General features: G+C 71.3%; 25 protein-coding genes, 1 tRNA gene and 1 pseudogene. 11 read left to right on the top strand and 16 right to left on the bottom strand.

Going from position 1 to position 22,833, the window contains the following annotated elements:
- Positions 1-160: 160 nt before the first annotated feature.
- Entirely contained in the window at positions 161-679 is a 519-nt protein-coding gene (locus ACH4T9_RS22295; protein WP_396671639.1) for a hypothetical protein, read from the bottom strand.
- Positions 680-867: 188 nt separating this feature from the next.
- On the opposite strand from ACH4T9_RS22295, the gene ACH4T9_RS22290 reads away from it, so the two are divergent.
- Complete coding sequence (locus tag ACH4T9_RS22290; RefSeq protein ID WP_396672050.1) at positions 868-1,716, top strand: alpha/beta fold hydrolase; 849 nt, start codon at positions 868-870, stop codon at positions 1,714-1,716.
- Here ACH4T9_RS22290 and ACH4T9_RS22285 read toward each other — a convergent pair.
- The 5 genes and pseudogenes from ACH4T9_RS22285 to ACH4T9_RS22265 form a co-directional block, all read right to left on the bottom strand.
- Positions 1,675-1,750: transfer RNA gene (locus ACH4T9_RS22285), tRNA-Lys, on the bottom strand. The genes ACH4T9_RS22290 and ACH4T9_RS22285 overlap by 42 nt on opposite strands.
- Positions 1,751-1,904: 154 nt before the next feature.
- Positions 1,905-2,207, bottom strand: coding sequence for a transposase (locus ACH4T9_RS22280; protein WP_396671638.1), 303 nt, complete (start codon positions 2,205-2,207; stop codon positions 1,905-1,907).
- A 9-nt stretch (positions 2,208-2,216) separates the two neighbouring features.
- Positions 2,217-2,655, bottom strand: a pseudogene (locus tag ACH4T9_RS22275) (transposase); the annotation flags it as partial.
- 100 nt (positions 2,656-2,755) lie between these two features.
- Complete coding sequence (locus ACH4T9_RS22270; RefSeq protein ID WP_396671637.1) at positions 2,756-3,679, bottom strand: hypothetical protein; 924 nt, start codon at positions 3,677-3,679, stop codon at positions 2,756-2,758.
- Between the two features lie 112 nt (positions 3,680-3,791).
- Positions 3,792-4,193, bottom strand: coding sequence for a hypothetical protein (locus ACH4T9_RS22265; RefSeq protein WP_396671636.1), 402 nt, complete (start codon positions 4,191-4,193; stop codon positions 3,792-3,794).
- A 1,176-nt stretch (positions 4,194-5,369) separates the two neighbouring features.
- On the opposite strand from ACH4T9_RS22265, the gene ACH4T9_RS22260 reads away from it, so the two are divergent.
- Positions 5,370-7,934: an ATP-binding protein gene (locus tag ACH4T9_RS22260; RefSeq protein ID WP_396672049.1), complete on the top strand. Its 2,565-nt coding sequence runs from the start codon at positions 5,370-5,372 to the stop codon at positions 7,932-7,934.
- A gap of 447 nt (positions 7,935-8,381) precedes the next feature.
- Here the strand turns inward: ACH4T9_RS22260 and ACH4T9_RS22255 are convergent, their stop codons facing one another.
- Positions 8,382-9,026 (bottom strand): TetR/AcrR family transcriptional regulator, encoded by a 645-nt coding sequence (locus ACH4T9_RS22255; RefSeq protein WP_396671635.1) that lies wholly within the window; start codon positions 9,024-9,026, stop codon positions 8,382-8,384.
- A 56-nt stretch (positions 9,027-9,082) separates the two neighbouring features.
- Between ACH4T9_RS22255 and ACH4T9_RS22250 the strand changes: the two genes are divergently transcribed.
- The 4 genes from ACH4T9_RS22250 to ACH4T9_RS22235 all read left to right on the top strand — a co-directional run bounded on the left by ACH4T9_RS22250 (position 9,083) and on the right by ACH4T9_RS22235 (position 11,231).
- Positions 9,083-9,376: a hypothetical protein gene (locus ACH4T9_RS22250; protein ID WP_396671634.1), complete on the top strand. Its 294-nt coding sequence runs from the start codon at positions 9,083-9,085 to the stop codon at positions 9,374-9,376.
- Positions 9,376-10,341 carry a class I SAM-dependent methyltransferase gene (locus tag ACH4T9_RS22245; protein WP_396671633.1) on the top strand — a complete coding sequence of 322 codons (966 nt, stop codon included), beginning with the start codon at positions 9,376-9,378 and terminating at the stop codon, positions 10,339-10,341. The genes ACH4T9_RS22250 and ACH4T9_RS22245 overlap by 1 nt, the downstream gene beginning before the upstream one ends.
- A complete protein-coding gene (locus ACH4T9_RS22240) occupies positions 10,338-10,742 on the top strand; it encodes a hypothetical protein (protein WP_396671632.1) in 405 nt (134 codons plus the stop codon). The genes ACH4T9_RS22245 and ACH4T9_RS22240 overlap by 4 nt, the downstream gene beginning before the upstream one ends.
- Before the next feature lie 309 nt (positions 10,743-11,051).
- Positions 11,052-11,231 (top strand): hypothetical protein, encoded by a 180-nt coding sequence (locus ACH4T9_RS22235; RefSeq protein ID WP_396671631.1) that lies wholly within the window; start codon positions 11,052-11,054, stop codon positions 11,229-11,231.
- A gap of 102 nt (positions 11,232-11,333) precedes the next feature.
- Here the strand turns inward: ACH4T9_RS22235 and ACH4T9_RS22230 are convergent, their stop codons facing one another.
- A complete protein-coding gene (locus ACH4T9_RS22230) occupies positions 11,334-12,356 on the bottom strand; it encodes a zinc-dependent alcohol dehydrogenase family protein (RefSeq protein WP_396671630.1) in 1,023 nt (340 codons plus the stop codon).
- 57 nt (positions 12,357-12,413) lie between these two features.
- Here ACH4T9_RS22230 and ACH4T9_RS22225 point away from each other — a divergent pair, with 57 nt between their 5' ends.
- A complete protein-coding gene (locus ACH4T9_RS22225) occupies positions 12,414-12,650 on the top strand; it encodes a hypothetical protein (protein WP_396671629.1) in 237 nt (78 codons plus the stop codon).
- Between the two features lie 117 nt (positions 12,651-12,767).
- On the top strand, positions 12,768-13,055 hold the full coding sequence (locus tag ACH4T9_RS22220) for a hypothetical protein (protein ID WP_350883550.1): 288 nt from the start codon (positions 12,768-12,770) through the stop codon (positions 13,053-13,055).
- Positions 13,056-13,124: 69 nt separating this feature from the next.
- Here ACH4T9_RS22220 and ACH4T9_RS22215 read toward each other — a convergent pair whose 3' ends face one another.
- Positions 13,125-13,565, bottom strand: coding sequence for a hypothetical protein (locus ACH4T9_RS22215; protein ID WP_396671628.1), 441 nt, complete (start codon positions 13,563-13,565; stop codon positions 13,125-13,127).
- A 218-nt stretch (positions 13,566-13,783) separates the two neighbouring features.
- Between ACH4T9_RS22215 and ACH4T9_RS22210 the strand changes: the two genes are divergently transcribed.
- Complete coding sequence (locus ACH4T9_RS22210) at positions 13,784-14,866, top strand: NAD-dependent epimerase/dehydratase family protein (protein WP_396671627.1); 1,083 nt, start codon at positions 13,784-13,786, stop codon at positions 14,864-14,866.
- A 35-nt stretch (positions 14,867-14,901) separates the two neighbouring features.
- Here the strand turns inward: ACH4T9_RS22210 and ACH4T9_RS22205 are convergent, their stop codons facing one another.
- The 6 genes from ACH4T9_RS22205 to ACH4T9_RS22180 all read right to left on the bottom strand — a co-directional run bounded on the left by ACH4T9_RS22205 (position 14,902) and on the right by ACH4T9_RS22180 (position 19,705).
- Positions 14,902-15,648: a ZIP family metal transporter gene (locus ACH4T9_RS22205; protein ID WP_396671626.1), complete on the bottom strand. Its 747-nt coding sequence runs from the start codon at positions 15,646-15,648 to the stop codon at positions 14,902-14,904.
- A 39-nt stretch (positions 15,649-15,687) separates the two neighbouring features.
- Positions 15,688-16,881: an enhanced intracellular survival protein Eis gene (eis, locus tag ACH4T9_RS22200; protein WP_396671625.1), complete on the bottom strand. Its 1,194-nt coding sequence runs from the start codon at positions 16,879-16,881 to the stop codon at positions 15,688-15,690.
- 80 nt (positions 16,882-16,961) lie between these two features.
- Positions 16,962-17,645, bottom strand: a complete 684-nt coding sequence (locus tag ACH4T9_RS22195) for a hypothetical protein (protein ID WP_396672048.1) — start codon at positions 17,643-17,645, stop codon at positions 16,962-16,964.
- A 5-nt stretch (positions 17,646-17,650) separates the two neighbouring features.
- Positions 17,651-18,505 carry an ATP-binding cassette domain-containing protein gene (locus ACH4T9_RS22190; protein WP_396671624.1) on the bottom strand — a complete coding sequence of 285 codons (855 nt, stop codon included), beginning with the start codon at positions 18,503-18,505 and terminating at the stop codon, positions 17,651-17,653.
- Positions 18,502-18,840: a PadR family transcriptional regulator gene (locus ACH4T9_RS22185; protein ID WP_396671623.1), complete on the bottom strand. Its 339-nt coding sequence runs from the start codon at positions 18,838-18,840 to the stop codon at positions 18,502-18,504. Before ACH4T9_RS22185 ends, ACH4T9_RS22190 begins: the two co-directional genes overlap by 4 nt.
- 145 nt (positions 18,841-18,985) lie before the next feature.
- Complete coding sequence (locus ACH4T9_RS22180) at positions 18,986-19,705, bottom strand: PP2C family protein-serine/threonine phosphatase (RefSeq protein ID WP_396671622.1); 720 nt, start codon at positions 19,703-19,705, stop codon at positions 18,986-18,988.
- 63 nt (positions 19,706-19,768) lie between these two features.
- Here ACH4T9_RS22180 and ACH4T9_RS22175 point away from each other — a divergent pair, with 63 nt between their 5' ends.
- Positions 19,769-20,845, top strand: a complete 1,077-nt coding sequence (locus ACH4T9_RS22175; protein WP_396671621.1) for a LuxR C-terminal-related transcriptional regulator — start codon at positions 19,769-19,771, stop codon at positions 20,843-20,845.
- A gap of 64 nt (positions 20,846-20,909) precedes the next feature.
- Here the strand turns inward: ACH4T9_RS22175 and ACH4T9_RS22170 are convergent, their stop codons facing one another.
- A complete protein-coding gene (locus tag ACH4T9_RS22170) occupies positions 20,910-21,470 on the bottom strand; it encodes a helix-turn-helix domain-containing protein (RefSeq protein WP_396671620.1) in 561 nt (186 codons plus the stop codon).
- 55 nt (positions 21,471-21,525) lie between these two features.
- Between ACH4T9_RS22170 and ACH4T9_RS22165 the strand changes: the two genes are divergently transcribed.
- Positions 21,526-22,812, top strand: coding sequence for a benzoate/H(+) symporter BenE family transporter (locus ACH4T9_RS22165; RefSeq protein WP_396671619.1), 1,287 nt, complete (start codon positions 21,526-21,528; stop codon positions 22,810-22,812).
- The last annotated feature ends 21 nt before the right edge of the window (positions 22,813-22,833 follow it).

The raw sequence follows: 22,833 nt of genomic DNA, 5'->3' as shown, positions 1-22,833 counted from the left end.
ACGGGGGGGGGGGGGGGGGGGGGGGGGGGGGGGGGGGGGCCCCCCGCGGGGGGGGGGGGGGGGCCCGCCCCCGGGGGGGGGGGGGGGGCGGCCGCGGGGGGGGGGGGGGGCGGCGCCCCCCCCCCCCCCCACGCCGCTGGACCGCAAGGCGTTCGAATCTTTACCTATCGTTACTGACCCATGCTGCTCCGCCGATGTCTTCAGGGATGCAGTAGTTTCCCATGATATCCCGTGTGCATACTTGGAAGCGAACCCGGCTGCCTTGGCCGCCGTAGTAGTTGGTGCTGCTGTTTTCGTAAAGGTCCTTGTTGCACTGTCCCCAATTTGGGGCATTTAGATTGTTGTTGCATTCACCGTGTCGGTACGGTCTCCATGTCGAGCCGTCGTGCAGCCAGTTCTCCCAGTAGATGAAGGTTTGATCCCCGTCTGTGCTCCCATCTTGGATGCGCCAGATGTCTCCATTCTTGACGAAGCAGCCTTTGGCGGACAAGCCCCCAAAGGGAGGTTTGCTGACTGTGGTGCACTTGTCGCCGTTTTCCTCGAAGGTGTAACTGGCGACATCGTCTTCGAATGGTTTGGGGAAGTCGGTGGCGAGGGCTTGGCCTTGGGACCCGAGAAGGAGGATGCCGATCGCAAAGGCCATAACAACAGTCCTTCTCATGACTGCTTCTTTCTTCATGGTTTCTGATTAAACGGGCGGGTGGGGATCACTGCAAGGGTGTTGGATGTTCGGAACAGTTCGGAACAGTTCGGGGTTGACTGAACGGCCTTTGGGCTGGACCAAGGGGATTCGCTCAGCGCTCAGCTGTCGCAGGGACCCACACCGCCGGCGTTGGCGCACCTGTTCACCGACAAGCAGGGCTTCATGTGGCAGCCGCAGGACGACTTCGTCCAGCACTTCGCCGCCGACGTCGCCCCGGCCGGGCCAAGGCGATGCACGCCGTACAGCAGCCAATTGCCGGCTCAACCTTCACGGAAGCGATGGGAGTCCCGGCCTGGAAATCATTACCGTCCTGGTACCTAATAGCCACGCAGGACCGAGCGATCCCGCCAGCCGCGCAGCGCATGTTCGCCAGCCGCATGGCCGCGACCACCAGCGAAGTCCCCGCCAGGCACGTCCCGATGGTTTCTCACCCCGGCGAAGCGGCACAGCTCATCAAGACCGCAGCCGAAACCCGGACCGCAATGCCGGCAGGGCCTGTCGCCGCTCACGTCAGCGAAGCCGGTCCCGTCGAGTTCGAGCTTCCCGACATCACCACGGGAGAGCGGCTGACTCGGCTGGTCGCCGTCCTGTTCACCTCCTCGCGGGGGAAGCTGCTGAACGACACCTACTGGTCGCAGTTGTGGGCGGACTGGCGCGAGGCTGCCGGACGGCCGAAGGATGGCACCTTCCACTCCCCGCGTCACGTCTTAGCCACGAGGCTGATGAGCAACGGTGCCGAGCCACAGGAGGTACAGGAGGCGCTGAGGCACGCCAACCGGCGAATCACGCTGGAGACCTACGTCCACTGGCTGCCGAAGAAGGACCGGCCGCGCGGGCCTGGTCGGCGACCTCCTGCGGCACGCAGACGGCATGCTGCCGAAGCATCCCACCGGTCAAGATCAAACCTGAGCTGTGCCCTGGTTGTGCCGGATGATCTTCAGTCGGAGTTCTTGCAGCTCAGAGGGGGTTTGTGGTGGGCCGCCTGGGACTCGAACCCAGAACCTAAGGATTAAAAGTCCTCAGCTCTGCCAATTGAGCTAACGGCCCGCCGTACCAGGCTACCGGAACCCTGCTCCCAGAGGCGGCCGGGAGTGTTTTCGCTGCTGGGTCAGGCCGTTGCCGAGGGCGGATGCCGTGACGTGGCAGCCGCCCGTTACTGACAAGGGCTCAGTCCCGATCGACCCTGCGCGCTGCCGTCGATTTACCCACAGAGCGCGGCGTAGAGCGCCTTCACCGTCGTACCTGCCGTTGTGGCGACCTGGTGTACCACCACCTCGGGTAGTTCACCGGCCCCGAGGCCCGCTGCGGTCGCGACGGGAGGGTGTCGATTCCCGCCGCCCTTACGTTTCTGCTGGACGACGAGGTAGAGGACCTCCATCGCGGCCTGCTCGGTCGGGAAGTGCCCGCGTCGTCGGGCGGCCTGCCGGAACCGGGCGTTGAGGCTCTCGAGCCCACTGCTTGGCGCCTTCGCCGCCGCTGCCGGCCCACATGCCCAGCACGTCACGTTCTCCGTCGAGGCTGATGCCGACCACGACGTAGACGGTCCGGTTCGCGACCTGTCCCTGGCGGATTTTCATCACCAGGGCGTCGATGAACACCACCGGATAGATCCGGTCCAGGGGCCGTTGCCGCCAGGCTTCCACCTCGTCCAGGACGCTGTCGGTGACCCGGCTGATCAACTCCCGGGACACGTCGGCGTCATACACGTCAGCCAGATGGGCGGAGATCTCCCCGGTCGTCAATCCTTTGGCATGCAGCGACAGGATCGCCTCGTTGAACCCGTCCAACCCGCGGGCATGCTTCGGGACGATCCGAGTGATCCCTGCGAGGAGCCCACCCGGCCCGACCAGGGACACCCCGTCGGCCTTGGCCCGCTCGACCAACTGCTGAGCGAACTCCACCTCCGCCGCCGTCGACCGCGGAAGCTGAACAGCGTTCTTCTTGTCTGCCATGACGTGGTCCTTCCCGGACAGGATCAACGTCCTGTCCAACGGACTACACCCAGGTCAAACACGGAAATCTACGCAGTCCCGGCTCTGGCACCGTGCCGGGTCATTCGCCCGTGGACTCTCCAAGAACACCGTAGGCATTGCGGAGGTTCGTTCGCAGTAGCTCGGACACCTGCCTCAGCACCGTATGGTGTCGCTGAATGAGCTGCATCTCGTGCTCAGCGATCACACTCCGGAGCACGCCGGAGAGGTTGACCTCGTCACGACATCCGCGGTCCGCGAGCGCCACGGCGATCTCTGCATCGGACGGAGCCGCCGCGGTGGTGCGCTCCGCCCAGCGTGGGTCGCTCTGCGCCTGGTCGGGATCTGTGTATGGGTGTCCCGCTCGCTGCATGCACCTGCGCCACGCGGCAACTACCGATCGATAGCGGTCGTCCGTTCGCGCCTGGTCGGCAGCGCGCGACTCTAGCGCCTGGACTCCGCGCTCCGGCATGATGGTCGGGTCCACGGCCGAGAGGTCGACTGCGGGAGCCCCGCGGTGCAACGAGCGCCGAGCCTGTCCGTCACAACCCCCCGGCGGCACTGCCCGGCCGGAGAACTGAGGTTCGGTACCGCTGAAGACCGGCAGTTGGTTTTCCGGAATCACGATCGGTCGCGCTTCCCGGCGAGCGGCGGCAGCCACCTCCTCAGCGAATCCCGGCGGGCCTCCGTAGCCGTGCTTCTGCACGTCTTGTGAACCGAGCCAGTACAGCAGCGTCGCATGTCGGGGGTGCCTCGACGGCGCCTGCGCTGACTCGGAAAATGCCAGGCCAAACGTAGTCATGCAGTCGTGCAACAATCGGATGTTCGCCCGGTGCACGGCGAAATTTTCGGCCGGGGTCAGTTCATAGCTGTCAAGCGGGAGGACAAGCCCGGCCGCCCCGCCAGGGTTCTGCCCTACCAGGGGCACCCCGTCCGGGCTCCGCGACGTCGTGTTCGCCAGGCAGCCTGCGACGGCGAGCACCGCCGCAAGGAACAGACCAGTCACCGCAGCCCAGGTTTTCAAAGCCCTCATAGGACACTCCCTGTCAAATCGCACGGGGGGACGCGCCGTCCTCCCGCACCGCGGTGCCGATGGCCGCGATGCGGGAGGACCCGGCTTATCGCCAGATGACCGCCGGCCCGTACGCCACGGCGCTGTGCATGTACTTCGCCTGCACCTTGTAGGCGTGGGCGTCGTCGACGCCGGCGGTGTAGTCCTGGGACCATTCCTGTTCACCGTCGCGGCTGCCACACGCGTAAATCGCCTTGTCGGACTGGTTCACCCAGATCAGCGATACCAGGTCCAAGCCATAGTTGTACATCTTCGCCCAGGCGTACCACTTCCCGCCGTACGTCCCCTGGTTCACCCGGATATAGGTCGGCCCGCCGACGTTGGCCGTTGTCCCCGGGACCGGCGAGATGTTCGACGCCAGGGACGGCTCGCTCAACCAGTTGCCACACCAGACCGGGGCGGCGGACGCGGGCGTGGCCGCCACGGTCACGGCAAGGGTCGCCGCCACGGCCGTACCAGCACCGACCCCGATAATCTTCCTGACTAGATTTGCAGCCATCATTGACCTTTCTGATTGATGGACAGTCGTATTGCAGCCCGACGCCCCTCGCGAGGGGAATCGCCAGTTCATTCTTTCCGTCCGAGGGGAGGCTCCGGTTCCTGAGTAGGGACGACGGGCGGCTCGAGTGCGAGCGTCGGTCGGCTATCGGCAATCCGGGACGGCCTGGGACGGGTGATGCATGGCCGACAATCCGGTCCATCGTGTCTAATTTCCGGCCGAGATGTCGGCTGAGCTGAGGTCAGACGCCGCAGGCCAGCGCCGTCGTTGACGTCTTGGACGTGCCGGTGGTGGCGTTATATATCGCACCTTTGAAGGTATGGCTACCCGTTCCGGAGCACGTGTGACTAACAGAGCGGCTCGTGTTGCCACTGAAGGTCACGTAGTTCAACAGCTCCCAACCCGCCCCGTTCCAGACGTAGAGCTGCGTTTCCCAACTCGATGAGGTGCTGCAACCCGTGGTGGTCCCGGTGGTGACCGCCTTGCCGCCGCTTTTGACTGGGGTCGAGACGGTCCAACTGCATGCTGCCTGAGCAGGCTGAACATAGGATATCGATGCTCCAGATCCCAGAGCGAGTGCCGCCATTGCTAGGGCGCCCCGGCGCCGCAATCGGTGCATAATATCGACTCCCTTCGGTGGGTAATTGATTCCTGCCGCGTGCTCCGTGTGAGCGACAGGCCAATATGGATGGGCGGAACCAGTTGCTATTGCGCCATCAGGGTGACCATCGAAAACAGCCATAATTGCCGCAGGAGGCCATTGGAGGTCACGGCTGATCCGGCCGCTTCACCCTTCTTGCTAGGGTGAGATGAGCCAATCACCACCGCCCATCCCGAGCAAGGCATTACGGTGTACGAGACTGTACGGATCCGTTCCGAACACCAAGAGGTGCTCCCAGCAGGGCGCGACGATTCCTCATTGGTCTGCGGGTCGGCGCACGATCTCGATCGCGGTGCGCGGCCAGCGTGTTGCTGGCGCGGTCGACGAGGCGGCCGGCAGACCCGCCCGAGCGGGTCTCGGTCCGGTGTATCGGTGGAGAGTCCCATATCCCGGCTCTGGACCGGTCGGGTCTCATCGATCACCAGGGGGTGCACTGATCGCACATCGATACAATACGTTCCGTGATGATGCAGCCGCCGGGGCCCGGCACGACACGTACGACGGCCGAGTTTGTCGCCCAGTTGCGCAGCGTGAAAGCCTGGTCCCGGTTCTCGTACCGAGAGCTGGAGCGGAGGGCCCGGCGTGCCGGCGATCAGTTGCCGATCAGCACCGTCTCCAGCGCGCTCAATCGAATCTCACTACCGTCCGAGGAACTGGTGGCAGCCCTGGTGCGCGCCTGCGGCGGCAATCCGGCGACCGTGGCGGAGTGGGTGGCCGCTCGCCACGCGTTGACCCCGAGCGACCGGTTCGGGTCGGCTGCCGGTGTACCCGGGCCGGAAGCGCCCGTCGGTTCCGCTCTAGACGGGCCAGCCGGGAGGCAGTGGCCCCCCTGTCTGCTGCCGCCGGACCTGCCGCTGTTCGTCGGTCGGGACGACGAGCTCTCCGAGGCTCGGCGGCTGCTCGACCTGGACTCGGCCGGGCCGGTGACGTTGTTGGTCAGCGGTCCGGCCGGAGTCGGCAAGACCGCCTTCGCGGTACGCCTCGGGCACCTGCTCACCGACCGGTTTCCGGACGGCCAGCTCTACATCGACCTGGGCGGATTCGGCGACGAGCCACTGGGGCAGGTTGCCGTGCTGGGTGCCTTTCTGCGGGCGCTCGGCGTGCATGGTGGGGCGATGCCCCCGGACCTCGCCAGCCGGGTCCATTTGTACCGAACTCTGCTGGCGCAGCGAGAGGTGCTCATCGTGCTGGACAACGCGGCGACCACCCGACAGGTCACCGACCTGCTGCCGAGTGGCGGTCGGTGCGCCACGATCGTCACCAGCCGGACCACACTGGCGGACCTGGGCAGTCGCCGCCTTTCGCTGGGCACCCTGGATTCGACCGCAGGTTTCGCGCTGCTGCGGGAGATGCTGGGCCGCGAGCGGACCACCGCCGAACCCGACGCCGCCCGGTTCATCGTGGAGGCATGCGGGGGGCTTCCCCTCGCGGTGTGGGTGGCCGCCGCGCGGCTGGCCGCCCGACCGCACTGGCCGTTGGTCAGGGTCGCCGAGGCGCTCGGCGACGAGCAGCGCAGACTCGACGAGCTGGCCGTCGGTGACATCGCCGTCCGGGCCAGCCTGGAACTGACCTACCGGGGGATGACCCCGACGGCGCAGCAGGCCCTGCGCCTGCTCAGCCTGTCGCCCGGCCCGGACTTCGCTGCCTGGGCGCTGGCAGCGCTCATCGACACCACGATGGCGCACGCGGAGGCCGTCATCGACGACCTGGTGGAGGTGCACCTTGTGGAGGTCGGCGCCACCGGCGCCACCGGCTTCCGCTACCGGCTGCACGACCTTGTCCGGCTCTTCGGCCGGGAGTTGGCGCAGCGGGCGATTTCGCAGCAGGACCGGGCGGCGGCACTGGACCGGCTGCTCGGCGGGAGCCTGTACCTGGCCGACCTCGCCGCGGATGCCCTCGGGGCGGACTTCCAGGGCAGCTCACGGGCCGAGCTGGTGTCCTGGCGGCTCCCGGCACCGGATATCGATCAGCTGATCGCCGATCCGGTGGCGTGGTTCGACGACGAGCGCCGCTTCCTGATCACCCTGGTCGACCAGGCGCTCGACACTCCCAACATCGGACCAGCGGCTGGAGTGGCCGTCGCATTGACGACCTTCTTCCAGGTCCGCAGTCACTTCGACGAGTGGGAACGGCTCCAGAGCAAGGCCCTCGACGCCGCGCTGCGTACCGGCGACCAGCGCAGCGCCGCCAAACTTCACCGCTGCCTCGGCGAACTCACCACCATCCTGGACCGTTACCCGGAGGCGCTGGACCACTTCCGGCAAGCTCTGCTGCTCGCTGACGGTCGGGAGCCTGCCTACCAGGAAAGCGCCGCCGCCGGCCTCGCCTACGTGCACCGGCTGCTCGGCCAGTACGACTCGGCGGTGCGCCAGTTCGAGGAGGCCGTCGCACTGGCCCGGGCGAGTGACAACGTCAACTGTCTCGTCTACGCCACAAACGGCATCGGTGTCATCGATCTGGAACAGGGGCGGGTCGAGGCCGCCATGGCACGGTTCGAGGAGTGTCTGCAGGTAAGCCGGGCAGCCGGGTACCGGCCCGGTGAGGCCCAGGCCCTGCGCTGCCTGGGGCAGAGCCACCGCGCTCTCGGCGCATACCCGGCTGCCGTGGACTGCTTCCGACGGGCCGCTGCGATCAGCGAGGACCTCGGCGACCGGCTGACCGCCACCCACGCCATCTGCTGGCTCGGCGACGTTCTGGTACGCCAGGGCGCGCACGGCGAGGGACGCCGCCTACTGGCCCGGAGCCTCTGGATCTACCGCGAGTTCGGCAACGTGTGGGGCGAGGCTGCGGTGGCCTACGCGCTCGCCGAGGCGCAGCTCGCCGTAGGGCGCCCGGTGCTGGCCCGGCGGCGCGCGGAGGCCGCCGTGAAGCTGTGGCGGCAGGTCGGCTCCCGGAGCTGGCTTGCCGTCGGCCTCGACACGCTGGCCGAGGCGCACCGTCAGGCCGGAGACACAGTCGCCTCGGCGCGGATCCGGGACGAGGCGGCCGCCGCCCGAGCAGCCCTGCACGACACGGGCCCTCGGCGGTGAGTCGACCCGTGGCCGCAACGGCCAGCCGGCGCGAAGTCGGCCGCGCCCAGAGTCGCCGAATAAGGGCACGTTTGACCATGCCGGGGAATGGAAGCACACATCCGATGAGGACGCACTCCCAGCATCTATCGCTTTGAATGACCTTGAGGCGGCCCACAGAATCTGGCCGCTGATCAGCGAATATGTACAAAGGTCGCTGGATTGTAGTATCGATGCCGGCTGCTGGTGGCGGCAGCGTGTCGGATGTGGTTGGCCGCATCCGGTGGTCGCTGTGTGGATCTTGCAGGGGTGTTCGCCCTGGGTTGCCCGTTACTGCTCGTATAACCCGATCGCGGCGCGGAACGGCGCTCGCCCCGGGTGTCGATCCTGACCGGCGTCCGTCCGAGGCGATGATCCGCCGGCTGTCGCAGGCCCCCGATGCGGACCTGCTCACCCATCACGCCGGCCTCACCGGGGCTGGGCGATGGTGGCACCGCTGACGGTGTCCACATACCACCGCTGATACTGCTCCAGCGGCCATCCGCGTTGCCGGACGAGCCAGTCGAAGTTGCGGACGTCCTGGGCCAACCAGAGGATGTCGGCCACCTGTTCGACGTCCAGGTCAGGGCGGAGGGCCCCCGTGCCGACGAGTTCCGCGGCGAACATGGCCATGCCGCGACGGCGCTCGTCGACGTTCTTGCGCCAGATCTCGGCGGCGTCCGGATCGGCCGTGGCCGCTCCGGCCAGCGCGAGCATCACCTGGGCCTGCCGGGTGTGGACCTCGACCAGATGGCGGGCGTATCGGGTGAGCTTGGCGCGGGGGTCGGCGAGCGCGCGGATCTCGGCGACGAAGGGCCGGTCCGGCAGGGCCACCGGTTCGTCGTCGCCGGCCAGGGTGACGTCAACCAGCTGGGAGAGCAGTTGGCGCTTGCTGCCGAACGCCGCGTACAGCGTCTGGACCGCGACGCCGGCTTCCGCGGCGACGACGGTCAGCGGCGTAGCCGCGTAGCCGGGGTCGACGAACAGGCGGCCAGCCGCTTCGAGGATTGCTCGCCGGGTCTGTCGGGACTGCTCCTGCCGCCGGGACGAGTCATAGCGTCTCTTGACAACCACTGTCTGAGTGTAGTGCTCTATTGGATAGGTTCTTACTCTATCGAAAGGGCGCGGTCATGCCGTTCGGTGTGTTGCAGGAGATGCCCGGCGTCAGCGAGGCGGAGTACCAGCAGGTAGAGCGCCACCTCGGACCGGACCGGCCGCCGGGACTCCTCGCCCATGTCGCCGGCCCGACCGAGGACGGCTGGCGGATCATCAACATCTGGCAGGACGAGGCCGCGTTCCGTCGGTTCCAGTCCGAACGGCTGGTCCGGGCCGCAGGCATGGCGGCGCAGGAGGACGGCTTCGACCCCGCGAAGGCGGCCAGCTTTCGATCGATGAGCGTCGACGGCACCGAGATGCCGTTCTGATGGCCGACACCGCCACCCTGCGGTCCCGTAACGCCGCTTTCTGGACGGGAGCGGCAGCCGGCTGGATCCGCCACGCCGATCGGCAGGACGAGATCGGCCGACCGCTGGGCGGGCCCGCCATGGATCGAATGGCCGTTCGGCCGGGCGAACGGATCCTCGATGTGGGCTGTGGTTGTGGCGGCACCACGGCCGAACTCGCCGGGGCGGTCGGCGAGAGCGGCGCGGCGGTCGGTATCGACATCGCCGAGGCGATGGTGGCCGCCGCCCGGCAACGGTTCCCCACAGACCGGTATCAGGGTATCCGGTTCCGCGCGGCCGACATCGAGACCCTCGACGTCGTGCCGGGGGCTCCGTTCGACGCGGCGTACTCGCGAATGGCCCTGATGCTGTTGGCGGATCCGGTCGCCGGCTGCACCACGATCCGGCGGTCACTGCGCCCGGGAGGGCGCCTCGCCGCGACCGTCTTCCGCGACGGCAGCGTCAACCCGTGGGTGTCCGCGGCGATGCTCGGCGCAGCGCCGCACCTCGGGCCGTTACCACCGTTACCGGTGGGCGACGAGCCCGGTCCGTTCTCCTTCGCCGACCCGGCGCGGCTCGCCCGGGTCCTCACCGTCGCCGGCTTCACCGCCGTCACGATCACGTCGTGTGACGTCGCGATGGATGCTCCGGACGACGCCGATGCCGTGGCCGAATGGCTTGTCGAGGTCGGCCCCGCCGGTGCCGCGTACCGGGCGGCTCCGCTGGCTGGTCAGGCTTCGGCCCGGGCGGGGGCGATCCGGCTGCTCGACCGGTTTCGTGAACCTGGCGTCGGCTACCGACTGCCCGCCGGCCTGTGGCTCGTCACCGCGATCGCCGCCGGGGTTGACGGTGAGTCACGCGTTACACAGTCCGCGGACGAGCCATCCGCTGCGGCCCGACCGTCGGTCACCCACCACCGACAACCACGTCAGGACGAGAACCGATGAGAACGATCCGTACGCTCGCGCCGGCCCTCTGTCTCGTGCTCGCCCTGACGGCGTGTGCCGACGCCGACGCGCCCGAGCCCTCCGGGGCCGCGGCACCGGGCACCCCCGCAGCAGCCGACGCCGCGTCCAGCGCGGCCGGATCCGCTCCGGCCGGTGGCCCGACGCCGGTGTCGGCGAAGGAGGTGTGTGCCTACCTCGACGGCCAGTTGCCGACGCTGCGAGGGATCGGGTCCGAGACGGGCACGATGGCCAACCTCACCGTGAACCTCTATTCCTGGTATGAGAAGCAGGGTGCCGTGCCGACCGGCCGTCAGATCGACGATCAGACCCGGCAGGAGTGCCCGGCGACCCGGACCGAGGTGCTCGAACTCGCCGGTATGGAGAGCTTCGAACGCTTGTAGCCGCCACGAGCCGGCGACGCCCGATCGGCGTCCGGTCGCCGGACCTGGGACGTCGTCGGGATCTGCCCCGACCGGTGGGGATGTGCGCATGGTGAGAGGGCGGGGCATGCGCGTGAGCGGGCGGTCAACGGCGGCGGCACATGACGGACGGTGAATCCGGGTATGGTGCGGTGTGTCGGTGTCGCCGGGCTTTCGCCAGTAATCGAGACACCGATCGGGCCCCAGGGCGAGCGCCGGGTCTGTCACGAGGTTTTCGGCACGAGATGCCGACGACCTGACGTGCCTCTCTTTCCAAGACAGGACTACCGCATGGCATCGAATGGTAACGATCAACCGGTGTTGTTCTTCGCCACGGCGAGCACCGACGGGCTCGACGGTCCGGGCGTGACTTTCGACGGCAGCGAGGAGGCGATGCGGCGACTGCGCCATCCGTTCGCGGTGGAGCAGACCCAGCCGCCGGCGGGCCACGACCCGGAGCAGCGCGCCTGACCCAGTTTCCGTCGGGCGGGCCGACGCTGCGCAGGTCACGTGGCCGGCAGGTGGTACTCGTCGTCGGTGACGTGTGCCCGCTGAGCGGGCGACCTACGTGGTTCATGGGCGCAGGAGGGTCTTGATGGCGCGGCGTTCGTCCATGGCCCGGTAGCCCTCGGCCGCCTGCTCCAGGGGCAGTTCGAGGTCGAACACCCTGCCGGGGTCGATCTGCCGGTCTCCGATCAGCCGCATCAGTTCGGGGAGGAAGCGACGCACGGGGGCGGGCCCTCCGTGCAGGTGCACTCCGGAGAAGAACAGCTCCAGGCCGGGCAGCTCGACGCCGTGGGTGACGCCGACGTAGCCGACGTGCCCGCCGGGGCGGGTGGAGTGGATGGCCTGCATCATCGATTCCCTGGTGCCGACGGCCTCGATGGTCGAGTGCGCGCCGAGCCCGTTGGTGAGTTCCTTGATCCGGGCGACGCCCTCGTCGCCGCGTTCGGTGACGATGTCGGTGGCGCCGTAGTGCAGGGCGAGCTTCTGCCGGTCCTCGTGGCGACTCATCGCGATGATCCGTTCGGCGCCGAGTTGCCCGGCCGCGAGCACGCCGAGCAGCCCGACCGCGCCGTCGCCGACCACGACGACGGTCTTGCCCGGCCCGGCCTCGGCGGCCACCGCGGCGAACCAGCCGGTGCCCAGCACGTCGGAGGCGGCCATGAAGTCCGGGACCAGGTCGTCCGACGGTACGTCGTCGGTGGCGACCAGGGTGCCGTCGGCGAGCGGAACCCGCGCGAACTGCGCCTGCGTGCCGATGGCGCCCATCGGCTCGGCGTGCACGCAGCGGGACTGGTAGCCGGCCCGACAGATCTCACAGGTGTTGTCCGAGGCGAAGAACGAGCCGACCACGAACTGCCCCGGCTTGACGTTGCGCACGTCGCCGCCGACTTCCTCGACGATGCCGACGTACTCGTGACCCATCGGCGCGGGCCCGGCGGACTTCTCGATGCCCCGGTAGGGCCACAGATCCGAACCGCAGACGCAGGTGGCGGTCAGCCGGATGATCGCGTCGGTGGGCGCGATGATCCGCGGATCATCGCGATCCTCCACGCGGACGTCACCGGGGGCGTACAGAAAGACACCACGCATTATTTCTCCTCCAGGGTTCTTTGCCGTTAGCTACCCGGCTGGGACGCTGGAACCGTCGTGCCGCTACTGAAAACCGTCGTGCCGCTACTGATCGTCTTCCGTGGTGGCGATCGGAATGGGTTCCTGGCCGCGCAGCTCTTCCTGCCGGCGCAGTCGCACCACACGCTGGTACCGCCGCGCCTGTCGTTCTACCTCGTGGCCGTCGGTGGGCTGGCGGTGTCGCCGGGAATCATCGCCTCGACGCTGCCGCTGCTGCGCCGGATCACCGGCCCGGAGACCGCCCGGAACGAGTGAGCCACCGTCGTTGCCGAGGACCAGTCGTAGGCCGGGTGGGGACGAGCCGGGCTGGCGAGGAGCACCACCGTGGCGGTGTGGCGCGAACGAGCGCGGTCCGGGATATCCTCGGCGCATATGGCTACTTTTCGCAGCGCCTCAGTGCTTCTCTCCTCGGACGGCACCAGGACCCCCGGCACCGCCGCCCTCTTCGCCGAGCCCGCCCGCAAGGGTGGGACCCCACCGTGGGCAGGCGACTTCCGACCCGCCAACAGCTCCGGCAACGGCCCCAAGAACGCGGTCGGGAAGACCTTCACGTTGGAGCTGCCCGACGGCAGCACCGGCAAGGTCGTGGTCCAGAGCCTCAAGAGCGGGAAGGGAGGCGTCGTGCTGGCGTTGATGGGCGAGGACGCACCCCCCTTCTGATCTGCCGCTGAGAACGATCGAGCCGCTCGCGGCCCTGGTCGGCGGCGGCCCGCCGACCAGGGCCACCGGTCAGCGGCGGCCGGTGGCCAGGGCGACGAGGTACTGTCCGCCGCCCGCGTCGACGCTTGCGGTCACCGGCAGGCCGGGCACCAGCCGGGAGAACCGGTCGACCAGCCAGTCGGCCGCCTCCTGGGCGTCCTTCCTGCTCGGACAGCGGGCGACCAGCTCGCGGCCACCCTTGCGTTCGAGTCGCTCGGCGACGGTGATCAGCGGCGCGGGCTCCACCACGTGCAGACGGTCCGGCCAGGCGATGACCACCTTGACAGCGCCCTTGCGGGTGTTGCAGGCACGGTGCGCGAGTCGCTCGGTGACCTTGGCCTTCTTGTCAGCGGTGCGGCTGTCGACGCTGGGACCACGCGGGTCGTTCACCGGCATGTCGGCATCGACCGGCTCGTCACACACCCAGCATCGCCAGCTGTCACGCCTTGCGACGTCATCGAGGAGACTCATCCGAGCAAACTAGCCTGTCAGCTCCCGGCCAACGACCGGGTGTGGCCGGATCGAGGTCGTCGAACTCCCGGCGGTCGACGTCGAGCACCCCGGCCGTGGCGGCAGCCGGGACCGGCGTCAGCGGCAGAGCTGGGCCCGCACCTCCCCCCGCCCCTGACGGTCGCGGCGAGCAGGAGGCCCGGGGGATTCACGACCGGCGCAACGGGTACCGGGCCAGCATGCGGATCGCGGTGGTGGGTGCGAGCGGGAACGCCGGTACCGCCCTGTTGCGCCGGCTGCGCCGGGAGCGGGGCGTGGAGCTGGTCGGGGTGGCTCGCCGGCTGCCCGGGCCGAACGCCGGCGAGCCGTACGACGGACTGGAGTGGCACTCCTGCGACATCGGGGCGCCGGGGGCGGCCGAGCAACTGGCGGTGATCTTTGCCGGAGCGGACGCGGTGGTGCACCTGGCCTGGCAGATCCAGCCGAGCCACGACCAGCGGGTGCTGCGCCGGACCAACGTCGGCGGCAGCCGGGCCGTGGTCGACGGGGTGCTCCGCGCGAAGGTGCCCGCCCTCGTGTACGCCTCCTCCGTGGGCGCGTACGCCTCCGGCCCGAAGGACCATCCGGTCAGCGAGCGCTGGCCGGTGACCGGGGTGCCCGGCTCGTCGTACAGCCGGGACAAGGCGGAGGTGGAGGCGCTGCTCGACCAGGTCGAGCGGGAGCATCCGGAGCTGCGGGTGGTGCGGATGCGTCCGGGGCTGATCTTCCAGCGGGACGCCGGCACCGAGATCACCCGCTACTTCCTCGGGCCGCTGGCTCCGGTGCGCCTGCTCCGGTACGGCCGCATCCCGCTGGTGCCCAGCCACCGTCGGCTGCGGATGCAGGCGGTGCACGCCGACGACGTGGCAGACGCGTACGCCCGGGCGCTGCTCGGCGACGCGCGCGGCGCGTTCAACCTGGCGGCCGATCCGGTGCTCACGCCGGAGCTGGTGGCCCGGCACTTCCACGGCTGGACGGTGCCGGTGGCCGCCCCGCTGCTGCGCGGCGCGGCGGCGCTGACCTGGCTTGCCCGGCTGCAACCGGTCGACGCCGGCTGGGTGGAGCTGGGCCTGAACGCGCCGCTGATGTCCAGCGCGCGGGCCGAGGCCGAGCTGGGCTGGCAGCCGAGGGTGGACGGGCTGACCGCCCTGCGCGACCTCTTCGCCGGCATGGCCCACGGCGGCCACACCGACAGCCCGCCGATGTCCGCCGACCCGGATCTTCCGGGCCGTTCGGCCGGCCTGTTGAAGGCCCGCCCCGCCGGGCAAGGCAACCCGTACTGACCGCCGGGGCGGGACCGGGGGCCGGGTGCGGGGGTTCAGGCGTGGGACAGGGCGAAGGCCACCAGGAAGCCCAGCACCGTGATCAGGCCGACCAGCAGGTGGGCATCCTCGAACGCCTCGGGGACCATGGTGTCGGTGATCATGGCGAGGATCGCGCCGGCCGCCAGCGCGGTGATCGAGGCGAGCACCTCCGGGGGCGCGCCGCCCAACAGGGTGTATCCGGCCAGCGCCGCGAGGCCGCTCACCAGGGCGATCCCGGTCCACAGGAGGAAGACGTACCGGCGGGTGCGGCCGGCCCGACGCATCCCCGCCGCGCTGGACAGCCCCTCCGGCACGTTGCTGAGGAACACCGCGATCACCGTGACCGCGCTGACCGCGCCGCCGGTGAGCAGGCTCGCGCCGATCACCACGGACTCGGGGATGCCGTCGAGCAGCGCCCCCACCGCCATCGCCGACCCCGACCCGGGCTGTTGCCCCTCCGAGGGCTGGTCGCCGGAGCGCTTGCGGTGCCGCGCGCCGCGCCGGGCCAGCAGCACGTTCGCCCCGGTGTACGCCAGCGCGCCGCCCGCCGCCCCGATCGCCGTCGGCAGCAGCCCGCCCTGCTCGTGCGCCTCGGCGACCAGCTCGAAGGAGACCGCGGACAGCAGCACCCCCGCCCCGAAGGCCATGACGGACGCGACGACCCGTCGCGGGACCGGCACGAACCAGCCCAGCGCCGCCCCGACCAGCAGGGCCGACCCGGCCAGCAGACCCCAGCCGCCCGCCTGCAACCACTCCGGCATTCGCGGAACGCTACCCGAATGCCGGGCGGCGAAAACGGGTCAGAAGTCCGCGTACAGGTAGGGGAGTCGGCGGGGGAAGAGGCGGCGCAGCTCGACGGCGGCGTCCGCCGGCACCTGGCCGAGGCCGCGGACGTCCACCTCCGCCGGGTCCAGCACCCCGTACGCCAGGGCGGAGAGCCCGGCCGCGGTGAGCGTGGCGGTCGGCGCGGTGCCGGTGGCGTCGTCGGCCACCAGTTCCAGCCGGCCGGTGGTGCCGTCGAGCAGGTGGCTGCCGCCCAGCCAGCGGTCCCCGGTCAGCGAGATCCGGGCCCGGCCGGGCCCGGCGGGGAGGCCGGACAGCGCGTCCAGCGAGAGCAGCCGGGCCATCGGCGCCGCCGACCCCGGTCGGGCGACCCGGGCCTCGACGTGCACGGCCAGGTCGGTGAGCCACAGCTCGGGCAGCTCGTCGGCGGCCACCCGCAGCCGCACCCGGCCGACCTGGTCGACGTGCCGGGCCAGGAACTGAAGGATCAGCGCCCGGGCGTACGGGTCGGCGACCAGCAGGTCGTCGCCGGCCAGTTCGCCTCCGTGGTCGTCGATCCGGTACGTCAGCACGCCGACCGTCGCGCCGTCGACGCGGGCGGTGACCAGCCACCGGTCGTCGTCGTCGCGCAGCCACACCGCCCGGGTCTCGGGGAAGAGCGCGAAGCCGTGCCGCTCGGCCAGGCAGCGCTCGGTGAAGGCGCGGTGCGCGGCGTACCCGGTGCCGGTCCGTTCCCAGCTCAGCTCGCCGGGCAGGTCGGCGCGCAGCAGCGGGGCCAGGTCCGCCGGCGTGAAGGTGACCGTGCGGGACCGGGGCAACCCGACGTAACCGAACCGCTCGTAGAACGAGGCGCGGAACGGGTACAACGCGCTCACCAGGTGCCCCTCGTCGCGCATCTCGTCGAGCAGCCGGTGCAGCAGGGCCCGGACGTGTCCGCGCCGGCGGGCCAGCGGATGGGTGGCCACCCCGGCGACGCCGGCCATCGGCAGCACCGCACCGCGCAGGTTCTGCCGCATCGGGATGGCGGAGACCACGGCGAGGGTCTCGCCGGCCTCCTCGGCGATCAGGGTGCGGTTGGCCTCGCCGTACGGCAGGTAACGGTCGAACTCCTCGGCCCGCTCGGGTCGCTTCGGCGACGCCTCGAAGGCGTACGCCTGGAGCGGGAAGGAGGTGCTGGAGCGCTCGGTGGTGGTCACCCGCCGGATATGCATCCCCCATCCCAACCCGCCCGCCGGGCCGGCGCAACCACATTCGCCGGTCGTCGGGGTGGCCCGATTCCGCGGAGGGCGGGTCAGCCGACCGGGAGGTGCCGCAGGTGCCGGCGGCGACGCAGCCGGACGCTGAACACGGCCGCCACCGCGAGGACCATCCCGACGGTGACCAGCGCCCCGTGCACCGAGCCCCGGGCGAGGTACCCGTCGTCGGTGTGGTCCACCGCCCAGGTGGCGATCTCCCGGCTGGACCAGAACGGGGTCAGCTTCGCCCCGCTGCCGGCCGGATCGATCAGCATCTGCACGGTCACGATGACCAGCAGCAGCAGGGTGCCCTCCAGCTCGCGGGGGAGCAGGGCCCCGATCAGCATGCCCAGCGGCGGCGCGATGGCCATGCAGCAGAGCATCGCGGCGGCCACCCCGCCGTACCGCAGGTTGGGCGCGTCGAACGCGACGAGCAGGAAGAACGGCAGGGCGATGGCCAGCCCGGCCGCCCACAGGCCGAGCATCCGGCCCAGGTAGAGGTGGTGCGGGCCATAGCCGGCCAGCCGCAGCCGTGGCTCAAGCTCCCGGGCGGCGCTGGTGGCGAAGAGGGCGGCGGTGCTCACCGCCCAGCTGATCCCGAGCATCAGCGAGCGCACCGACTGCCCGACGTAGGCGTCCCGCCGGAGCAGGTAGAAGGTGAGCGGCAGCAGCAGCATGAGCGCCAGCACGCCCCGGCGGCGCAGCAGCTCCCGCAGGGTCATCTCGGCGACGGTCAGCATCCGGTTCACGCCCGTCCTCCCCACCCGGCGTCGCCGTCGCGCACCGTCCCGCCCGCCGGGGTGAGGTCGAGGACGAGGTCCACCCGGTCGAGCTGGTTCAGCAGGTGGGTCACCACCACGATCGCCCTGCCGGCGTCGCGCAGCCGGCCGAGCTGCTCCCAGAAGTCGACGTACGCGCCGCGGTCGAAGCCCTGGTACGGCTCGTCGAGCAGCAGCACGTCCGGCTCGGTGAGGGTGGACATGGTCAGGTTGAGCTTCTGCCGGGTGCCGCCGGAGAGGTGCCGGGTGAGCATGTCGCCGGGGGCGTCCCAGCCGAGTTGCCGGGCCGCCGCGCGGCCCGCCCGCCGGGCCGGGCCCCGGGCCAGGCCGCCCCCGGCCCCGACCAGCACGAAATGCTCGTCGGGGAGGAGGAAGTCGGCGGTGCCGCCCTGCTGCGGGCAGTAGCCGAGGCGGCCGGTGACGGTCACCTCGCCGGCGTCGGGGGAGATCAGACCGGCGCAGATCCGCAGAAAGGTGCTCTTGCCGCAGCCGTTCGCGCCGACGATCGCCGCGATCTGGCCGGCCCGGACGGTCAGCCCGGCGTCGCGGAGCACCGTGCGCCGGCCGTACCGCTTGGTGATGCCCCGGGCGTGCAGCCGGATCGGACCGGGGGCCGCCGGGACGGGCGGCGGGGTCGCGCCGATGCTCTCGGCGATGGCGGCGGCGTACCGGCCGGGGAGCCCGAACACGACGGCCGGGTCGCCGCCGCCGTCGCGCAGATGGGTGGCGGCCTCCGCGACCACGTGCCGGGCGTCGGCGTCCCGTACCCGCCGCTGGCGCAGCTCGGCCGCGAACGCGCGCAGCCACTCGTCGGCGTTCATCCGTCGAACCTTTCGGTCACTAGGCCGGTCACCGGGGCGACGAAGGCGAGCCAGTCCTGCCCGCCCCGGCGCAGCTCCGCCCGGCCGAGGTCGGTGATCCGGTAGTACTTGCGGGCCGGGCCGGCCGCGCCCTCCCGCCACTGCGCGCTGACCAGTCCCGTGCGTTGCAGGCGCAGCAGCACCGGATAGAGGGTGCCCCCCTGGATGGACCCGATGCCGGCCGCCTCCAGCGCCTGGGCCAGCTGGTAGCCGTACGACTCCCGGTCGCGGAGCAGGCCGAGCACGCAGAGGTCGAGCACGCCCCGCAGCCACTGGCCCCGACGCTCGATGTCCACGCGGCGACACTAGCGCCGCTACCTAGCTTGCACAACTACCTACTCGGTGGCGGCGGGTTCGCTCCGGGTCGCCCGGGCCTGTCCGGGTCGGCCCGGGCGACCCGATCAGCCCGATCAGCCCGATCAGCCCGGACGGGGTGAGCGGTCAGGCCGCGGTGACGTCGGAGACGACGACGGTGACGTTGTCCGGGGCACCGGCCTGGTGGGCGAGTTTCACGAGCTGCTCGCCGCAGTGCTGACGGTCGCCGTACATGGCCAGGGCGGCGGCGATCGACCCGTCGTCCACGTAGTCCGACAGGCCGTCGCTGCACAGCAGCAGCCGGTCGCCGGCGAAGACGGTGAGCGCGCCGACCGCCGGGGGCGCGTCCGCACCCTGCACGGCCCGGGTCACCAGCGAGCGCTGCGGATGGTGCCGGGCCTGGGCCGGGGAGAGCGCGCCCTGGTCGACCAGCGTCTGGACGAAGGTGTCGTCCCGGGTGAGCTGGGTCAACTCGCTGTCCCGCAGCAGGTAGCAGCGGGAGTCCCCGACCTGGGCGAGGACCAGCACGTCTCCGGCGAGCAGGCCGGCCGTGAGGGTGGTGCCCATGCCCTCGCGGGCCGGGTCGACGGAGATGGCGGCCCGGATGCGCCGGTTGGCGGTGCTCACGACGGACCGTAGCGCGTCGGTGGCGCCCTCGGTGGTGGTCGGCGGGTTCAGCTCGTCGAGGATCCGGATGACGATCTCGCTCGCCACCTCGCCGGCCGGCAGGCCACCCATGCCGTCGGCGACCGCGACCAGACGGTCACCGGCGAGGGCGGAGTCCTCGTTGTTGGTCCGGACCAGGCCGACGTCGTTGAGGATTGCCGAGCGGAGGATCAGTTTCATACGACAAGCTTGCCAAGAAGACCCTCCCGCCGTCTCTACGCACTACTGCGTAGGGTGAAAAGAATGATGCCGGTCCCCATGGTCGGGCGCGCCGGTGAGCTTGCCGAGCTCGACCGGGCGTGGTCCACACTGGCGCTCGGCGGTCGGCCCGGCCCAGCGGTCGCGGTGCTCACCGGCGCGGCGGGCGTCGGCAAGAGCCTGCTGGTGGCGGCGGCCCTGGACGGCTTTGCGCCCCGCCCGGCGGTGGTGCTCAGCGGGGCCGCGCGGGTGCACAGCCCGGCCCCGTACGACTGGCTCGCCGCAGTGCTCAGCGGGCGGGACACCAGCCACCTCGACCTGCCGCCCGACGCGCTCGCCTGGCTCGCCCAGCAGCCCACCGCCCCCCGCGAACGGTACGCCCCGGGCACGCTGCTGCGGCTGGCCGTGCGTACGGTCCGGCTGCTGGTCGGCGTCGGCCCGGCGGTGCTGGTGGTGGAGGATCTGCACGCCCTCGACCCGGCCAGCCTGAACCTGGTCGGCGAGCTGGCCACCGCGCCCGACCTGCCGGCGCTGCTGCTGGTGGCGAGCCGGCCCGCGGCGGACGCGGTGGCACCGGACCTCGCCGCCCGCGTCCTGTCCCGGTTCTGCGGGGTACGCGGCGCCGTCCGCCAGCACCTCGGCCCGCTCGGCCCGGCCGAGGTCGCCGAGGTGCTGGACCAGGTGTACGCGGGGACGCGCCCGTCCCGCCGGCTGGCGACCTCTGTGTGGCGGCGGACCGGCGGAAACCCGTATCTGCTGACCGAGTTGCTCGCCGCGCACTCCGGCCAGGGGCCGGACGCCCTGCTGCGCCGGCCGCTGTCGGAGCACCCGGGCACCCCCGCGCCGCGCGCCGCGGCCCCGCCCGACGCGGCGTACCCGCCCGCCGCCCTGCTTCCGGCCGACCTGCTCCCGGCCGACGCCGAGCTGACCGGTCGGGAGGTCGAGGTGCTCGCCTGCCTGGTCGCGGGGATGTCCAACAAGCAGGCCGCCCGGGCGCTGGGGATCTCGGTGCGGACGGTGACCGTGCACGTGTCCAACCTGCTGCGCAAGACCGGGTCGGCGTCGCGCACCGAGGCGGCGCTCTGGGCCGTCCAGCACCGGCTCCCGGCCCGGCAGGCCTGACTCCGGTCCCGGACCGGGCGCGGCGGCCGGCGCGGCGGTGCGGTACGGGTGCGGCGGCGGGCGGTCAGTGGCGGGGGTAGCGCAGCAGCAGGCTCGCCCACACCTCCTCGTCGCCGACCGCCGCGTAGCTGTGCGGCACGTCCGAGGTCCAGCGCAGGTGGTTACCGACGCCGGCGGTCAGCGGGGCGTCCACCGGCCCGGCGCGGAGTACCCCGGCGAAGACCGTGATGTGTTCGGTGACCCCCTGCTGGTGCGCGGGCGAGAGCTGGCCGGGCCCGGGGGCGACGCGCATCCGGTACAGCTCGTACGTCGCGTCGGTGTCGGTGAAGACCTCCAGCAGGGTGGCGCTCACCGCCGCACCCCGGACCGTCGGGGTCGCGGCCGGCCCGGCGAGTACGGCGGTCAGCGGCACCCCGAGCTGGGCGGTGATCGCGTAGAGCGTCTCCAGCGTGGGGTTGCGGGTGTTGTTCTCCAGGCCGGAGAGGGTGGCCTTCCCGACCCCGGCCAGCCGGGCCAGGGTGGACAGCGACATCCCCCGCTCCTCGCGCAGGGCGCGCACCCGGCGGCCCACCGTCTCGGCGCCGGTGTCGACGCCCCTTCCCCGGGCTGGTGCTGACGGTTCCACCCCGCTATGGTGCTACACACTTCCGTTCCGTAAACGGAACACTGGAGGGGGAGACGTGGCCGGCCTGCTGCAACCCGTGCTCGCCGGGCTGGTGACCGCGCTCGTGGGCTTCGCCAGCTCGTTCACCGTGGTGCTCGCCGGGCTGCGCGCCGTCGGCGCCGACGAGAGCCAGGCCGCCTCCGGGCTGCTCGCCGTCAGCGTCGCGTCCGGTGTCTGCGCGGTGTGGCTGGGGCTGCGGCACCGGCTGCCGATGGCGATCGCCTGGTCCACCCCCGGCGCGGCGCTGCTGGCGGCCACCGGTCCGGTCCCCGGCGGCTGGCCGGCGGCGGTCGGCGCGTTCGTCGTGTGCGGGGTGCTGATCGTCGCCGCCGGGCTCTTCCCGGCGCTGGGCCGGGCGGTGGCCGCCATCCCCGGCCCGATCGCCAGCGCGATGCTGGCCGGCGTGCTCCTGCCGCTGTGCACCGCGCCGGTCCGCGCCCTGGTCGAGGTGCCGGCGCTGGCCGCGCCGGTGGTCGTCACCTGGTTGGTCCTGCACCGGTTTGCCCGCCGCTGGGCGGTGCCCGCCGCGCTGGTGGTGGCCGCGGTCGCCATCGCGCTGACCACGCCGGGCGGGATCGGCGCGCACGGCCTGAAGCCGGTGTTCACCCTCACCGCGCCCGAGTGGACGGTCCCGGCGGTGGTCGGGCTGGCGCTTCCCCTCTTCCTGGTCACCATGGCCGCGCAGAACGTCCCGGGGATGGCGGTGCTGCGCGGCTACGGCTACCGGCCGCCGCTCGGCGCTGCGCTGCGCGTCACCGGCCTGGCCAGCGCCCTCGGCGCCCCGGTCGGCGGGCACGCGGTCAACCTGGCCGCGATCACCGCCGCGCTGGCCGCCGGACCGGACGCCCATCCGGACCCGGAACGCCGCTGGGTCGCCTCGGTCACCGCCGGGGTGGGGATGGCCCTGCTCGGCCTCGGCGCGGGCGTCGCCACCGCCCTGGTGCTGCTCTCCCCGCCGGTGCTGATCGAGGCGGTGGCCGGGCTCGCGCTGCTCGCCGCGCTGGCCGGCGCGGTGTCGGCGGCGGTCGCCGACCCGCAGGCGCGGGAGGCCGCCGTGGTGACCTTCGTGGTAACCGCCTCCGGGGTGAGCCTGCTCGGCGTCGGCGGCGCGTTCTGGGGGCTGCTCGCCGGCTGGCTGATGCTGCTCCTCTTCCGCCGCCGCCCGACCCCGGACGCCCCGACCCCGGACGCTCCGATCCCGGATGCCCCGATCCCGGATGCCCCGATCCCGGACGCCCCGACCCCGACACCGGACGCCCCGGCCCTGCCCGTCCCGACCCCGGCTGCCCGGGCGAGCGAGTAGGCCGACTGCACGTCGGAGAGA

This window comes from Micromonospora sp. NPDC020750 (assembly GCF_044334565.1).
In the GTDB taxonomy this organism is placed as follows: domain Bacteria; phylum Actinomycetota; class Actinomycetes; order Mycobacteriales; family Micromonosporaceae; genus Micromonospora.
Note: the sequence above shows the minus strand (reverse complement) of the source record. Positions and strands in the feature narration are given on the sequence as shown.

What these genes read in the sequence shown, in the direction of transcription:
- ACH4T9_RS22295 (WP_396671639.1), bottom strand. Translation starts at nt 679, where the DNA reads ATGAAGAAAGAAGCAGTCATGAGAAGGACTGTTGTTATGGCCTTTGCG.
- ACH4T9_RS22260 (WP_396672049.1), top strand. Translation starts at nt 5,370, where the DNA reads ATGATGCAGCCGCCGGGGCCCGGCACGACACGTACGACGGCCGAGTTT.
- ACH4T9_RS22250 (WP_396671634.1), top strand. Translation starts at nt 9,083, where the DNA reads ATGCCGTTCGGTGTGTTGCAGGAGATGCCCGGCGTCAGCGAGGCGGAG.
- ACH4T9_RS22245 (WP_396671633.1), top strand. Translation starts at nt 9,376, where the DNA reads ATGGCCGACACCGCCACCCTGCGGTCCCGTAACGCCGCTTTCTGGACG.
- ACH4T9_RS22240 (WP_396671632.1), top strand. Translation starts at nt 10,338, where the DNA reads ATGAGAACGATCCGTACGCTCGCGCCGGCCCTCTGTCTCGTGCTCGCC.
- ACH4T9_RS22235 (WP_396671631.1), top strand. Translation starts at nt 11,052, where the DNA reads ATGGCATCGAATGGTAACGATCAACCGGTGTTGTTCTTCGCCACGGCG.
- ACH4T9_RS22230 (WP_396671630.1), bottom strand. Translation starts at nt 12,356, where the DNA reads ATGCGTGGTGTCTTTCTGTACGCCCCCGGTGACGTCCGCGTGGAGGAT.
- ACH4T9_RS22220 (WP_350883550.1), top strand. Translation starts at nt 12,768, where the DNA reads ATGGCTACTTTTCGCAGCGCCTCAGTGCTTCTCTCCTCGGACGGCACC.
- ACH4T9_RS22215 (WP_396671628.1), bottom strand. Translation starts at nt 13,565, where the DNA reads ATGAGTCTCCTCGATGACGTCGCAAGGCGTGACAGCTGGCGATGCTGG.
- ACH4T9_RS22210 (WP_396671627.1), top strand. Translation starts at nt 13,784, where the DNA reads ATGCGGATCGCGGTGGTGGGTGCGAGCGGGAACGCCGGTACCGCCCTG.
- ACH4T9_RS22205 (WP_396671626.1), bottom strand. Translation starts at nt 15,648, where the DNA reads ATGCCGGAGTGGTTGCAGGCGGGCGGCTGGGGTCTGCTGGCCGGGTCG.
- eis (WP_396671625.1), bottom strand. Translation starts at nt 16,881, where the DNA reads ATGCATATCCGGCGGGTGACCACCACCGAGCGCTCCAGCACCTCCTTC.
- ACH4T9_RS22195 (WP_396672048.1), bottom strand. Translation starts at nt 17,645, where the DNA reads ATGCTGACCGTCGCCGAGATGACCCTGCGGGAGCTGCTGCGCCGCCGG.
- ACH4T9_RS22190 (WP_396671624.1), bottom strand. Translation starts at nt 18,505, where the DNA reads ATGAACGCCGACGAGTGGCTGCGCGCGTTCGCGGCCGAGCTGCGCCAG.
- ACH4T9_RS22180 (WP_396671622.1), bottom strand. Translation starts at nt 19,705, where the DNA reads ATGAAACTGATCCTCCGCTCGGCAATCCTCAACGACGTCGGCCTGGTC.
- ACH4T9_RS22175 (WP_396671621.1), top strand. Translation starts at nt 19,769, where the DNA reads ATGATGCCGGTCCCCATGGTCGGGCGCGCCGGTGAGCTTGCCGAGCTC.